Raw genomic sequence first — 12,768 nt, 5'->3', positions numbered from 1 at the left:
GGCAGTCCTCCCCCCTTCGGCTCGGGCAGCGGATGAGAAAACTGGGGATCCAACACCCGCGCAATCTGCACCCCTAAGCGGATCATGCCTGCTGAAGCGCGATGGCTCCCCTCCAGAAACCGAACCTGCGTTTTTGCCATCAAGAAGTCGGCCACAGCTTCCGGGATCCCGGTCAAAGAGACCCCGCCGCCGAGGGTGTAGCTGAAAAATTGACTTTGCAGATGGGATTGCCCCTGCCGGTAAAACTCCAGCGCCACGGCACAACTGTCTTCCGCCTGATCCACAATCAGGTGATCCCACTCTTGCCAAAACTCCGCCAGCGGCAGGATGTGCTCGCCAAACAGCCGAATTTGCAGGCCAAAATCCAGGGATCCCAACCGAAGCGCTGCCTCCCACAGCCGCCCCACACAGCAGCCCATTGCCTGCAAAGCCTCTGCCCGCCGCGGATCTGCCTCCTCGGGCCAAGCCCGGGCCAGCCGGGATCCCACCACCTCTGCCGGCAAACCCGAAGCCCCCGCAATATAAGCAGCACTGCTGATCTGATCCCAGATCTGGAACTCCTTGAGCCCGACCCCGGCAAAGGCTTCCCCATGCCGAGGGCACAAAGCGCAGGCTCGTTCGCAGAGAAATTGAGTGAGATCTTTGGCCAAGGGGATCGGCTCAAACTGAGGAGGCAACTGAGGAAGGCGGGCACACACCTGCGGCCAATGATCGGCCAGAGAGCGCCCAACCCGCTGCAAGAACGTCTCGATCCGCCACGGCCCCACCAAGCCCGAACTGGACTGCTGCAAGCGCCACAACACCTCATCCGCTTGCCGTTGACTCCGCACCAAAAACAAGACCCGGCCCGGATCGGATCCCGCCTGCAACAATCTCCGATAGTGATCTACACAAGCCTGGGTCAGCCCACTGCCTGCCCAGCCCATTACACTTTGGAAGGGAGATGGCTTCCCTGGCCAATGGCTCTTTTCTTCCACTTGAGCTGCCCTTACCCTCTCCGGCCTCTCCAACCAACCCATTTTCTCAGCAAAAGTCTGGACAAACGGGCCTTCGCATCATTATGATTGTTTTCCGTTGCCAACTGAGTCCATCCGCTTTGGCGACCCGGCGCGCTGCTACACCAGATACTGCCTCTTTAGCAGGTAAGTCTGAGCAGCTCTCAACAAAAGCAGTTTGGCGTGCAGCTTTGGGGGTGAACTAAGCAAGAGGCTCAGCGTTGCCGGCGCTGAACTTGGCCTCGGGGGATCCCTACCTTGCCCTTTCGCCTCAGCCGGCAGACTCAGCTTTGTCTTGAGCTTCCTGCTGCCACGCTATTGCTGTATGCCTATCCATCCGGCTAACTGAGCCATTGGCCTACGGCCCGCTTCGCGAACGGCTAGCCGATTGTCGGAGTGAGCTGGCTCTCAGTTGATGAAAACGAGTCGTGCAGGCTCGATTGGAGGTTCTTGTGGCACTTGGCATCCTCGGAAGAAAAGTCGGCATGACCCAGATCTTCTCACCAGAGGGGCTGGCCATTCCGGTTACCGTCGTACAGGCGGGGCCTTGCACCGTGACCCAGATCAAAACCCAGGCCACAGACGGCTACAACGCCATTCAGTTGGGCTACTTGCCCACCACTGAAAAGCATCTCACGCGGGCGCAGCGGGGCCACCTCAGCAAAGCAGGGGTGACAGAGCTGCTGCGCCACCTGCGAGAGTTTCGCGTTGATCAGCCGGAAGCTTACCAATTGGGGCAGAAAATTACCGTCGAGATGTTTTCCCCCGGCCAGTTGGTGGATGTGGCAGGTACCTCCATCGGGCGAGGGTTTGCCGGCTATCAAAAGCGCCACCACTTCGGTCGTGGCCCCATGTCCCACGGCTCCAAAAACCACCGCCGACCGGGTTCCATTGGCGCCGGCACAACCCCAGGCCGCGTGTTTCCGGGGATGCGCATGGCAGGGCGGCTGGGAGGTGGCCGAGTCACCACCCGCAAATTGCAGTTGGTGCAGGTGGATCCGGAGCGGGATCTGTTGGTGATTAAGGGCTGCGTGCCCGGCGTAGAAGGAGGGCTGCTGGAGATCACCCCTGCCAAGCAGGTGGGCAACAAGCGTTAGGGGAGGGATCCCTGGGTGAAAACAAGGTTGACCGGCATCCGCAAAGACGAGGGAACCATGGCAAGTTGTGTGGTGAAAAATTGGCAAGGGGAAACGGTGGGCAGCGCGGAGCTGAGCCTTAAAGTTGCTCGTCCCGAAACAGCCGCCCACATCCTCTATCTGGCACTGCGCCGGCAGATGACCAATGCTCGTCAGGGCAACGCCCACACCAAGACCCGAGCTGAGGTGCGCGGCGGCGGTCGCAAGCCTTGGAAGCAGAAAGGCACCGGTCGGGCCCGTGCCGGCTCCATCCGCTCCCCACTTTGGCGCAAAGGGGGGGTGATCTTCGGCCCCCGCAAGCGGGAATACAACCTGGCCATGAACCGCAAAGAACGGCAACTGGCCCTGCGCACCGCTCTGCAAAGTCGGGTGGAAGACCTGATCGTCGTGGAGGATTTCCAGGAGCAGCTCAACCCGCCCAAAACCCGTGCTGTGGCCCAGGCTTTGCTGCGCTGGGGGGTGATGGAAGATCAATCGGCTCTGCTCATCGTTGCCGAACGCTCGGAAGCCGTAGAGCGGGCCGTGCGCAACATCGCCCGCGTTAAGCTGATCGGCCTGGATCAGATCAACGTTTTCGATCTGCTCAACGTCGATTGGGTGCTGATCACCGTTTCTGCCCTAGAGCAGCTCAAGGCCCGTTGGGGATCCGACGCTGCGCCGGCAGTTCTGGAGACTCCCTCTGAGGATGCACCTCAGGCCGACATAGCCGAAGATCAGGCCCTGCCCGGAGATGGGCCGGAAGATCAGGCCGTTCCAGAAAGCGAACACGAGGAAGCAGAGCAAACCCCAGCCCAACCTGAGGCCCAGGAAAACCAAGCTGCCCTCCAAGGACGTCCAGCAGATCCGCAGGGGCCAGAAGAGCAAACCGAAGAGCCCCAAGATCCAGCAGAAGAACTGGCTCAAGGAGCAGAGCCGTCAACGGTAGAAGAGGCCGAAGCAGCCCCAGCAGAGGAGGAAAGCGATGACTGAGAGCAAGCGGATCCTGGCCGACGTCCTGTTGCGCCCCGTCATCACCGAAAAGGCAACCGCCTTGATGGAGCAGCGCAAATATGTCTTTGAAGTGCTGCCCACCGCCACCAAGCCGCTCATCCGAGCTGCCGTCGAAGAAATGTTCCGCGTGCGAGTTACTTCCGTCAACACCCTGAAGCTCCCGCGCAAGCAACGGCGGGTGGGCCGCTTTGTGGGCTACCGCACCCGTCCCAAGCGAGCCATCGTGACCTTGGCGGAGGGAGATTCCATCACCCTCTTCCCGGACACCTGAACGCCCCTTTTGAGCTGTTGTTGTCCCGTCCCCCACCCCTACCTGAGCCATGGGCATTCGTACTCTCCGACCCTACACCCCCAGCACCCGTCACATGACGGTCTCTGACTTCGAGGAGCTGTCCCGTGACGAGAACGGCAAGCAGCCCAGACCGGAAAAGTCGCTGCTGCAATTTATTCACCGCAAGAAAGGGCGCAACAACCGTGGCGTCATCACCTGCCGGCACCGCGGTGGTGGCCACAAGCGGCTTTACCGCATCATCGACTTCCGTCGCGACAAGCGGGGGATCCCGGCGACCGTCAAAACTGTGGAGTACGATCCCAACCGTAGCGCCCACATCTGCCTGGTGGAATACGAAGACGGCGAGAAACGCTACATCCTCGCTCCCCGCAACCTACAGGTGGGAGCCACCATCATGGCCGGGCCAGAGGCCCCCTTTGAGATCGGCAATGCCATGCCCCTGGAGCGGATCCCCTTGGGAACGGTGGTTCACAATGTGGAGCTGTATCCCGGTCGCGGCGGGCAGATCGTTCGCGCCGCCGGGGCTGGCGCTCAAGTGGTGGCCAGAGAAGGCAAATATGTCTCCCTCAAGCTGCCCTCCGGCGAAGTCCGCATGATCCGCGGCGAGTGCTACGCCACCATCGGCCAACTGGGCAACGTTGACCACAACAACATCAGCCTGGGCAAGGCGGGTCGTAGCCGTTGGTTGGGGCGCCGTCCCAAGGTGCGTGGCTCGGTGATGAACCCTGTGGATCATCCCCATGGCGGCGGGGAAGGGCGAGCCCCCATAGGCCGCAGTACCCCTGTCACCCCTTGGGGCAAGCCCACCCTGGGGTACAAGACCCGCAAACGCAACAAGCCCAGCAACAAATTCATCGTGCGCGGTCGCCGTCGCGGAGGCCGCCGGGACAAGGGCGGAAGGGCTGCTCAGTAGCCGCTGGCCATTCGCTCCCCGAAGCTTTTTCGACAGTGAATTGCTTATCAAACGGTTGAGGTTCTTATGGGACGTTCGCTGAAAAAAGGCCCCTTTGTGGATGCCAAGCTGCTTCTCAAGGTGGAGAAGATGAACGAGCGCAACGAGAAGCACATGATCAAGACCTGGTCGCGGGCCAGCACCATCTTGCCGGTCATGATCGGCCACACCATCGCCGTTCACAACGGCAAGCAACACGTGCCCATCTACATCACCGATCAGATGGTGGGTCACAAGCTGGGGGAATTCGTTCCCACCCGTACCTTCCGCGGTCACGCGGGTAGCGACAAAAAAGCCGCCCGCCGTTGAGATAAACAACGAGTAGGACAGTATTGAGCAGGAGGGAGAGCGCCATGGCTGATTCATCCCCTGAGGTTAAAGCGGTAGCCCGCTACATCCGCATGTCCCCCTTCAAAGTGCGGCGGGTGCTGGATCAGATCCGCGGGCGCACCTATGCCGATGCCCTCATCCTGCTGGAGTTCATGCCCTACGCTGCCTGTGAGCCGGTTCGTAAGGTGCTGCGCTCGGCGGTGGCCAACGCAGAGCACAACAACGGCTTGGATCCCCGGGATCTGGTGATCAGCCAAGCCTACGCCGATCAGGGTCCTGTGCTGAAACGGTTTCGCCCCCGCGCCCAAGGGCGGGCCTACCCCATTCGCAAGCGCACCTGCCACATCACCATCGCCGTCCGGCCCATAGGAGCTGAAGTGGTGACAGCTTCCTAACCTTCCGTATTCCCAGACCTCTACCCCTTAACCACCATGGGACAGAAGATCCACCCCACCGGTTTCCGCCTCGGCGTGATTAAAGAACATCGCAGCCGCTGGTTTGCCGATCCGGCCCGCTATCCAGCCCTGTTACAGGAGGATGATCAGATTCGCACCTACCTGACCCAGCAATTGAGCAGTGCTGGCTTGGCCGATATCCAAATTGAACGCAAAGCAGATCAAATTGACCTAGAGATCCGCGCTGCTCGCCCTGGGGTGGTCGTGGGTCGGGGCGGATCCGGCCTAGAGACTTTGCGCCAAGGTCTGCAAAAAGAGCTGAGTTCACGAGGTGGCGGCGAACGAACCATTCGCATCAATGTAGTAGAGGTCACCCGTGCCGACGCCGAAGCGACCTTGCTGGCGGAAAATATCGCCCAACAGTTGGAACGGCGGATTGCTTTTCGCCGCATCGTGCGCCAGGTAATCCAACGGGCCCAGCGGGCAGGCGTACAAGGGATCAAAATCCAAATTGCCGGTCGTCTCAACGGGGCCGAGATCGCCCGCACCGAATGGACGCGGGAGGGGCGGATCCCTTTGCACACCTTGCGGGCCGACATCGACTACGCCGAGCACCTCGCCCATACCACCTTCGGCATCATCGGAGTCAAAGTTTGGGTCTTCAAAGGGGAAGTTCTGCCCGGGCAGGAACGTCACGAACAGAAGTTTCCCCTGCAACAGCCCAAACGTCGGCAGCAGCGGCGGCGGCCCACCTTTGAAGATCGCTCGGCTCAAGCAGAGGCTTGACCGCCGGTTTGGCAATGCCCAGGGATCCCCATCAGTTACCCATGATTGAGGAACGGCCATGTTAAGCCCCAAACGCACCAAATACCGCAAGCAGCAGCGCGGGCGCATGAAAGGCAAAGCGACCCGTGGCAACCGCATCAACTTTGGGGAATACGGCCTTGTGGCCCTAGAACCCGCCTGGATTACAGCTCGACAGATCGAAGCCAGCCGTCGGGCCATGACCCGCTATGTTCGGCGGGGTGGCCAAATCTGGATTCGCATCTTTCCTGACAAGCCCGTTACTCAGCGAGCCGCGGAAACCCGCATGGGATCCGGCAAAGGCAACCCTGAGTACTGGGTTTGTGTCGTCAAGCCAGGCCGTATCCTCTTCGAAATGGGGGGAGTGGCAGAGCCCATCGCCCGCGAGGCCATGCGCCTTGCCGCCCAGAAGCTGCCCATTAAGGTCAAGTTTGTAACCAAAGCCGACTTTGAAAAGCCAGAGCCCGCCCAGGCAACGGCTTCAGAGGTGGCCACCAGCAGTGTATGAGGAGAGTTCAGCCATGCCCATGCCCAAAATTGCTGATGCCCGTGCTTTATCGGACGAAGAGCTGAGCAACGAAATCTACGCCGTCAAGAAAGAGCTGTTTGAGCTGCGTTTGCAGCAGGCCACGCGGCAGTTGAACCAGCCCCATCTCATCCGGCTGCGCAAACACAAGCTGGCGCAACTACTAACTGTGGAGGGAGAGCGTAAGCGGGGCAAACGCCCAACCAAGGAGGAGTAATGGCTGTTCGGGAGAAGATTGGCATTGTTGTCAGCAACAAGATGCAAAAAACGGTGGTTGTTGCTGTGGAAAATCGAGTTGCTCACCCGAAGTACGGCAAGATCGTCGTCAAGACCAAGAAGTTTAAGGCCCACGACGAGGAAAACCGCTGTCAAGAAGGGGATCTGGTGCGCATCACGGAAACCCGTCCCCTTAGCCGCACCAAGCGTTGGCAAGTTGCCGAAATCCTGAGGGAGGTGAAGAAACTATGATTCAGCAGCAAACTATGCTGACGGTGGCCGACAACACCGGTGCTCGCAAGATGATGTGCATTCGCGTGCTGGGCAGCAGTGGCCGTCGCTACGCCAGCTTGGGCGATGTGATCATTGGTGTCGTCAAGGATGCCCTGCCCAACATGCCCGTCAAAAAATCCGATGTTGTCAAGGCCGTTGTTATCCGCACCGTCGATACGGTACGTCGCCCTGACGGCATGTGCATCCGCTTCGACGACAATGCTGCCGTGATCATCAACAATGATGGCAATCCCCGTGGAACTCGTGTTTTCGGCCCTGTAGCCCGCGAGCTGCGGGAGAAAAACTTCACCAAGATCATCTCCCTGGCCCCGGAGGTACTCTGATGGTTCGCCCCCTCAAACCCAGCCAAATTCGGCGCTTAGTTCGGCGACCGGGCATTCGCAAGCACCGCAACAGCCTGCGCTACAAAATGCGTATCAAGCAAGGGGATACCGTGCAGGTGATCTCCGGCGATGACAAAGGCAAAATCGGCGAGGTGCTGCGGGTCTTTCCCGAACGCAACATGGTTTTGGTGGAAGGGGTTAACATTGTTACCTACCACCGCAAACCTCAGCGAGAAGGGGAAAGTGGCCGGATTGAGACCAAGGAAGCCCCCATTCCCGTCTGCAAAGTGATGGCCTATTCCAAGAAGCAGGAAGTGGCCAGCCGCATCGGCTATCAAATCACCGCCGATGGTCGCAAAGTCCGCGTCCTTAAGAAAACAGGCGAGATCCTCGACTAGGCATTACATTCTTTTTTCCATCATTGGTCTGGCTCTGACCCAGCCCAGAGCCGCAAGGAGAAGCCACCATGCCCCAACGTCTGCAAATCCTCTACAACACCGTCATCGTCCCCAAGCTGCAAAAGGAGTTGGGCTACACCAACATCCACCAGGTGCCCCGCCTGGAGAAGATCGTCATCAACCGCGGCTTGGGGGAAGCTTCCCAAAATGCCAAGGCTCTGGAATCTTCCATTGCCGAGATCAGCGCCATCACCGGTCAGCGTCCGGTGATCACCCGCGCCAAAAAGGCAATTGCCAGCTTCAAGATTCGCAAGGGCATGCCGGTTGGCCTGATGGTAACCCTACGGCGGGAGCGCATGTATGCGTTTTTGGATCGCCTGATCAACATTGCTCTGCCCCGTATCCGTGACTTCCGCGGCGTCAGCCCCAAAGCCTTTGATGGACGAGGCAACTACACCCTGGGCATCCGCGAACAACTGATTTTTCCCGAAATCAACTATGACTCTGTAGATCAGTTGCGAGGTATGGATATTTCAATTGTGACCACTGCTAAAACCGACGAAGAGGGCCGTGCCCTGCTCAAAGCGTTTGGCATGCCCTTTGCCTCCTAGGTTGCCCACCCTGACTTTTCTTGATCTGCATCGATCTTCCGAGGAGCACTGACCCACCGATGGCCCACACCAACGACACGATCGCCGATATGCTCACCCGCATTCGCAATGCCACCATGGCTCGGCACGAGTCGGTGGCAGTTCCGGCCACACGCATGACCCGCAGCATCGCTCGCGTTCTTCATGAGGAAGGGTTTGTCAGCGAATGGAAAGAGGAGGGAGAAGGGATCCAAGCCCGGGTGGTGTTGCGATTGAAGTACAAAGGCAAAGGCCGCAACTGCAGGCCCATCATCAATGGTCTAAAGCGGGTGAGCCGACCGGGTCTGCGGGTTTACCGCAACCACAAAGAGCTGCCCCGAGTGCTGGGAGGAATTGGAATTGCCATCATCTCCACCTCCAACGGCATTATGACCGACCGGGAGGCTCGTAAGCAGGGCATTGGCGGCGAAGTCCTCTGCCTTGTCTACTAGACATTAAGTTTTCTCTGGTCAGGAGTTTTTCCCATGTCCCGTATCGGTAGACGCCCCATCGCCCTTCCTGCCAAGGTGGAGATCCAGATCGACGGCCAACACATTGCAGTGAAAGGACCGAAAGGTCAACTGTCCCGCAGTTTACCGCCCTTGATCACAGTCCAGCAAAACGCTCAGACGCTCACAGTCAGCCGTCTCAACGATTCTCGGCCTGCCCGCCAACTCCACGGCCTTTGCCGCACCTTGGTCGCCAACATGGTCGATGGAGTATCCAAGGGATTTGAGCGGCGGCTGGAATTGGTGGGCGTGGGCTACCGGGCTGCCATCCAAGGCAGCAAGTTGGTTTTGAACGTTGGCTACAGCCATCCTGTGGAGATCCCCTTTCCCCCTGGCATCCAAATTGCCGTTGAGGGAAACAACATCATTGTTGTCTCAGGCACAGATAAAGAACTGGTGGGCAATACTGCCGCCCGTATCCGAGCCGTCCGGCCCCCAGAGCCCTACAAGGGGAAAGGGATCCGTTATCTAGGGGAACAAGTTCGCCGCAAGGCAGGTAAATCGGGGAAAGCGAAGAAGTGAATAGCCTATGAAAGCCAGCCGCAAAATCACCACCCAACGTCGTCATCGGCGCATTCGCCGCAAAGTCTTCGGCACTGCCGAGCGGCCTCGCCTGGCCGTGTTTCGCTCCCATCGACACATCTACGCCCAGGTGATCGACGATGTAGCCCAGCATACCTTAGCCTCCGCCTCCACCTTGGACAGGGAGCTGCGCGAAAAATTCAAAGAAACCGGGACGGCTACTCAAGAAGCGGCTGCCTTGGTGGGCCGCTCAGTTGCCGAACGAGCCTTACAGATGGGCATTTCCCGCGTGGTTTTCGATCGGGGGGGCAAGCTTTATCACGGGCGCGTTCAAGCCCTGGCAGAAGCTGCCCGAGAAGCAGGGTTACAGTTCTAGCTACTGAGGACACAGCACATGGCTGAGCAGAGGGAACGTCGCAGAAGCAAGAAAAGCCGCGAAGAGCAGCCCACGGAGTGGCAAGAGCGGGTCATCCAGATTCGGCGCGTCACCAAGGTGGTCAAGGGCGGCAAGAAGTTGAGCTTCCGCGCTGTGGTGGTGGTCGGCAACGAGCGCGGCCAAGTCGGGGTTGGCGTAGGCAAAGCCAACGACGTGATTGGAGCAGTACGCAAGGGGGTTGTGGACGGTAAAAAGCACCTCATTGAGGTGCCCCTCACCAAAGGTTTGTCCGTACCCCATCCCATGCAGGGGGCAGGCGGCGGTGCCACCGTCTTGGTCATGCCAGCAGCTCCCGGCACAGGCGTCATCGCAGGGGGGGCAGTCCGCACCGTTCTGGAGCTGGCAGGAGTACGCAACAGCTTGGCCAAGCAACTGGGATCCAGCAACCCCCTCAACAATGCCCGTGCTACCATCGATGCGCTGCGGCGGATGCGTACCTTTAAGCAGGTGGCCCAAGACCGAGACATCGATGTGCGCCGCCTATTGGGCAAGTGATGGACAGGTGATATTGAGCAAGTGAGCTAGAGGTAGACATGCGACTGGAAGACATTCGGCCTCAAGCAGGTTCGACGCGGCGGCGGCGGCGGCTAGGTCGTGGCGTTTCTGCCGGGCAGGGGGCCTCCTGTGGCAAGGGGATGCGGGGGCAAAAGGCCCGCAAGGGGGGTGGTACACGACCCGGCTTTGAAGGGGGGCAGACTCCCCTCTACCGGCGTTTGCCCAAGCTTAAGCATTTCCCCCGCTACACGCGGCGTCTGGAATACACCCTGGTCAACCTGCGCGCCTTGGCGGATCTGCCTGCCGGCAGCGAGGTCAGCCTGCAAAGCTTAATGGAACGAGGGATCGTCACCACCAACGATGGCCCGCTGAAGATCTTGGGAGATGGGGAAGTCAGCGTGCCCCTGACGATCAGGGCGGCGGCTATTACCGCTTCAGCCAAAGCCAAGATCGAGGCAGCCGGAGGTCGGGTGGAAATCTTGGGATCCTAGACCGCCCCTTCCCGCTGCTCTGGCCGGCTTCTGTGGGAAGTTGCTGAGTTGCACTTTCTCTGGATTTACTTTGATTTTGCCGACTGCACCACCGGCAGCGTAGAGTGGTAGATAGCTAACCTTGCCCTTTGCTCCCGCGAGATTCTCTTCCCTATGGTTGACACACGAGGCTCCGCCCCTTCTGCCCAAGAGACTTTTATGCAGATGGCTATGGCCTCTGGCCTGCGCAGCCGTCTGTTTCTCACCTTGGGCTTGCTGCTGCTGGTCAGAGTGGGCATTTACATCCCCATTCCCGGTATCGATCGGGCCCGCTTTGCCGCCGAAGCTGCCAATAGTCCTGTGTTTGGCCTGCTGGATGTCTTCTCCGGCGGGGGGATTTCTGCTTTGGGGATCTTTGCCCTTGGGATCCTGCCCTTCATCAACGCCTCGATCATCATGCAGTTGCTGATCCCGGCCATTCCGGCCTTAGAGAACCTGCAGAAAAACGAGGGAGAACAGGGGCGGCGGCAGATTTCTCAATACACCCGCTATGTCACCTTGGGCTGGGCCATTATCCAGGGCATTGGCATTTCCTTTTGGGTGCGGGAGTTTGCCAGTACCACCAATGAGTTGGCCTTCATGGCCTCCACCACCTTGGCTCTGGCGGCAGGATCCATGTTTGTGATGTGGCTGGGAGAGATGATCACGGAGAAGGGGGTGGGAAGTGGCCCTTCGCTGTTGATCTTCATCAACATTGTTGCCACTCTGCCCCGTGCCCTTGGACAGACCATCAGCTTGGCCCGTGCCGATAGCAGCACTATCGGTGGCATCTTGCTGTTGACAGCAATCTTTTTGGCCACCATTGTCGGCATTGTCTTCATCCAAGAGGGCAGCCGCAAGATCCCGATCGTCTATGCCAAGCGCCAGGTGGGCAACAAGCTGTTCCGCGAGCAGAAAAGCTATCTGCCCCTGAGGCTGAACCAGGGGGGGGTGATGCCGATCATCTTCGCCTACTCGGTGATGTCTCTGCCTTTGGCCTTGGCCCAGTACACCCAAAACCTGACCTTGGTGCAGGTGGCCAACTTCCTATCCCCCACCTCCTGGTTCTACATTCCCTTCTATTTCGTGCTGATCCTCTTTTTCAGCTACTTCTACACCTCTTTGCTCATCAACCCGGTGGATCTGGCTCAGAACTTGAAGAAGATGGGAGCCAGCATTCCGGGAATACGTCCGGGCAAGGCCACTGCTGAGTATGTCGAAGGGATCCTCAATCGGCTGACGCTGCTGGGGGCTTTGTTCCTGTGCGCGGTGGCCATCATCCCGACGACGGTGGAACGGGCAACCGGCATCACCACTTTCCAAGGTTTGGGGGCGACCTCGCTGCTGATTTTGGTGGGGGTGGCGATTGAGACCTCCAAGCAGATCCAGACTTATGTCATCTCACAACGCTACGAAGGGATGGTCAAACAGTAGTGCCGAGGTTGATCTTTCTGGGGCCGCCGGGGGCGGGCAAAGGTACACAGGCGGAGCGGCTGGCGGCCATCTACCACACGCCCAAAATTTCCACGGGCGATCTGCTGCGGGCCGAGGTCAAGGCTCAGACACCGCTGGGATGCCAAGCCAAAGCTTACATGGATGCGGGAGAGCTGGTGCCCGACGAGGTGCTGATCGGGATGGTGAAGGGGCAGTTGCAGCAGTCTCCGGAGCAGGGTTGGATCCTGGATGGATTTCCTCGCACCTTAGCCCAGGCAGAAGCCTTGGAAGAGCTGCTGCAAGAGCTGGGACAAGATTACGACTACGTCCTCAACTTGGAGGTGCCCGACGAGGTGGTGGTGGCCCGGCTGCTGGCCCGTGGCCAGGAACAGGGGCGCAGCGATGATGCGGATCGGTCAGTAATTCTCAAGCGGCTGGAGGTCTATCGGCAGCAGACGGCTCCCCTGATCGATTTTTATGAGGCCAAGGGGCGCTTGCAACGGGTCAACGGCAACCAGCCGGTGGAATCCGTACAGGAACATCTGCAGGCTCTTCTGGAAGGCTTCAGGAGGACGGCGTGATT

The 12,768-nt window shown here is 59.2% G+C and carries 20 protein-coding genes and 1 pseudogene; 20 read left to right on the top strand and 1 reads right to left on the bottom strand.

What is annotated here, in order from left to right:
* Positions 1-977 (bottom strand): hypothetical protein (locus tag NW838_RS06735; RefSeq protein WP_414427741.1); only part of this gene is annotated, 977 nt, incomplete at its 3' end.
* A gap of 470 nt (positions 978-1,447) precedes the next feature.
* Between NW838_RS06735 and rplC the strand changes: the two genes are divergently transcribed.
* The 20 genes and pseudogenes from rplC to NW838_RS06635 all read left to right on the top strand — a co-directional run bounded on the left by rplC (position 1,448) and on the right by NW838_RS06635 (position 12,766).
* Positions 1,448-2,092, top strand: coding sequence for a 50S ribosomal protein L3 (gene rplC, locus NW838_RS06730; RefSeq protein WP_414344285.1), 645 nt, complete (start codon positions 1,448-1,450; stop codon positions 2,090-2,092).
* Between the two features lie 57 nt (positions 2,093-2,149).
* Positions 2,150-2,776: pseudogene (gene rplD / locus NW838_RS06725) on the top strand (50S ribosomal protein L4); the annotation flags it as partial.
* A gap of 316 nt (positions 2,777-3,092) precedes the next feature.
* Complete coding sequence (locus NW838_RS06720) at positions 3,093-3,392, top strand: 50S ribosomal protein L23 (protein WP_414330452.1); 300 nt, start codon at positions 3,093-3,095, stop codon at positions 3,390-3,392.
* A 49-nt stretch (positions 3,393-3,441) separates the two neighbouring features.
* Positions 3,442-4,326, top strand: a complete 885-nt coding sequence (rplB, locus tag NW838_RS06715; protein WP_414355951.1) for a 50S ribosomal protein L2 — start codon at positions 3,442-3,444, stop codon at positions 4,324-4,326.
* Positions 4,327-4,392: 66 nt separating this feature from the next.
* On the top strand, positions 4,393-4,674 hold the full coding sequence (gene rpsS / locus NW838_RS06710; protein ID WP_414331934.1) for a 30S ribosomal protein S19: 282 nt from the start codon (positions 4,393-4,395) through the stop codon (positions 4,672-4,674).
* A gap of 44 nt (positions 4,675-4,718) precedes the next feature.
* Positions 4,719-5,090 carry a 50S ribosomal protein L22 gene (gene rplV, locus NW838_RS06705; RefSeq protein WP_414355949.1) on the top strand — a complete coding sequence of 124 codons (372 nt, stop codon included), beginning with the start codon at positions 4,719-4,721 and terminating at the stop codon, positions 5,088-5,090.
* Between the two features lie 36 nt (positions 5,091-5,126).
* Positions 5,127-5,876: a 30S ribosomal protein S3 gene (rpsC, locus tag NW838_RS06700; protein ID WP_414355948.1), complete on the top strand. Its 750-nt coding sequence runs from the start codon at positions 5,127-5,129 to the stop codon at positions 5,874-5,876.
* A gap of 58 nt (positions 5,877-5,934) precedes the next feature.
* Entirely contained in the window at positions 5,935-6,402 is a 468-nt protein-coding gene (gene rplP / locus NW838_RS06695; RefSeq protein WP_011434159.1) for a 50S ribosomal protein L16, read from the top strand.
* 13 nt (positions 6,403-6,415) lie between these two features.
* On the top strand, positions 6,416-6,637 hold the full coding sequence (gene rpmC, locus NW838_RS06690) for a 50S ribosomal protein L29 (RefSeq protein ID WP_011434160.1): 222 nt from the start codon (positions 6,416-6,418) through the stop codon (positions 6,635-6,637).
* Entirely contained in the window at positions 6,637-6,888 is a 252-nt protein-coding gene (rpsQ, locus tag NW838_RS06685) for a 30S ribosomal protein S17 (protein WP_011434161.1), read from the top strand. Before rpmC ends, rpsQ begins: the two co-directional genes overlap by 1 nt.
* The gene (gene rplN, locus NW838_RS06680) at positions 6,885-7,253 is read left to right on the top strand and encodes a 50S ribosomal protein L14 (protein WP_011434162.1); all 369 of its coding nucleotides are present in this window, start codon (positions 6,885-6,887) and stop codon (positions 7,251-7,253) included. The genes rpsQ and rplN overlap by 4 nt, the downstream gene beginning before the upstream one ends.
* A complete protein-coding gene (gene rplX, locus NW838_RS06675; RefSeq protein ID WP_011434163.1) occupies positions 7,253-7,651 on the top strand; it encodes a 50S ribosomal protein L24 in 399 nt (132 codons plus the stop codon). Before rplN ends, rplX begins: the two co-directional genes overlap by 1 nt.
* A 68-nt stretch (positions 7,652-7,719) precedes the next feature.
* Positions 7,720-8,262, top strand: a complete 543-nt coding sequence (rplE, locus tag NW838_RS06670; protein WP_414355946.1) for a 50S ribosomal protein L5 — start codon at positions 7,720-7,722, stop codon at positions 8,260-8,262.
* A gap of 59 nt (positions 8,263-8,321) precedes the next feature.
* Complete coding sequence (rpsH, locus tag NW838_RS06665; RefSeq protein WP_011434165.1) at positions 8,322-8,732, top strand: 30S ribosomal protein S8; 411 nt, start codon at positions 8,322-8,324, stop codon at positions 8,730-8,732.
* Positions 8,733-8,765: 33 nt separating this feature from the next.
* The gene (gene rplF, locus NW838_RS06660) at positions 8,766-9,311 is read left to right on the top strand and encodes a 50S ribosomal protein L6 (RefSeq protein WP_414355944.1); all 546 of its coding nucleotides are present in this window, start codon (positions 8,766-8,768) and stop codon (positions 9,309-9,311) included.
* A 7-nt stretch (positions 9,312-9,318) separates the two neighbouring features.
* Positions 9,319-9,687 (top strand): 50S ribosomal protein L18, encoded by a 369-nt coding sequence (rplR, locus tag NW838_RS06655; protein WP_414355943.1) that lies wholly within the window; start codon positions 9,319-9,321, stop codon positions 9,685-9,687.
* Between the two features lie 18 nt (positions 9,688-9,705).
* Positions 9,706-10,242 (top strand): 30S ribosomal protein S5, encoded by a 537-nt coding sequence (gene rpsE / locus NW838_RS06650; protein WP_414344276.1) that lies wholly within the window; start codon positions 9,706-9,708, stop codon positions 10,240-10,242.
* A gap of 38 nt (positions 10,243-10,280) precedes the next feature.
* The gene (rplO, locus tag NW838_RS06645; RefSeq protein ID WP_414355942.1) at positions 10,281-10,733 is read left to right on the top strand and encodes a 50S ribosomal protein L15; all 453 of its coding nucleotides are present in this window, start codon (positions 10,281-10,283) and stop codon (positions 10,731-10,733) included.
* A gap of 153 nt (positions 10,734-10,886) precedes the next feature.
* Positions 10,887-12,185: a preprotein translocase subunit SecY gene (gene secY / locus NW838_RS06640; RefSeq protein ID WP_414355941.1), complete on the top strand. Its 1,299-nt coding sequence runs from the start codon at positions 10,887-10,889 to the stop codon at positions 12,183-12,185.
* Positions 12,185-12,766 (top strand): adenylate kinase, encoded by a 582-nt coding sequence (locus NW838_RS06635; RefSeq protein WP_414355939.1) that lies wholly within the window; start codon positions 12,185-12,187, stop codon positions 12,764-12,766. Before secY ends, NW838_RS06635 begins: the two co-directional genes overlap by 1 nt.
* Positions 12,767-12,768: the final 2 nt, after the last annotated feature.

It is taken from the genome of Synechococcus sp. R55.2 (genome assembly GCF_047462075.1).
In the GTDB taxonomy this organism is placed as follows: Bacteria; Cyanobacteriota; Cyanobacteriia; order Thermostichales; family Thermostichaceae; genus Thermostichus.
The sequence above is the reverse complement of the archived record's forward strand: the minus strand, read 5'-3'. Positions and strand labels throughout refer to the sequence as shown.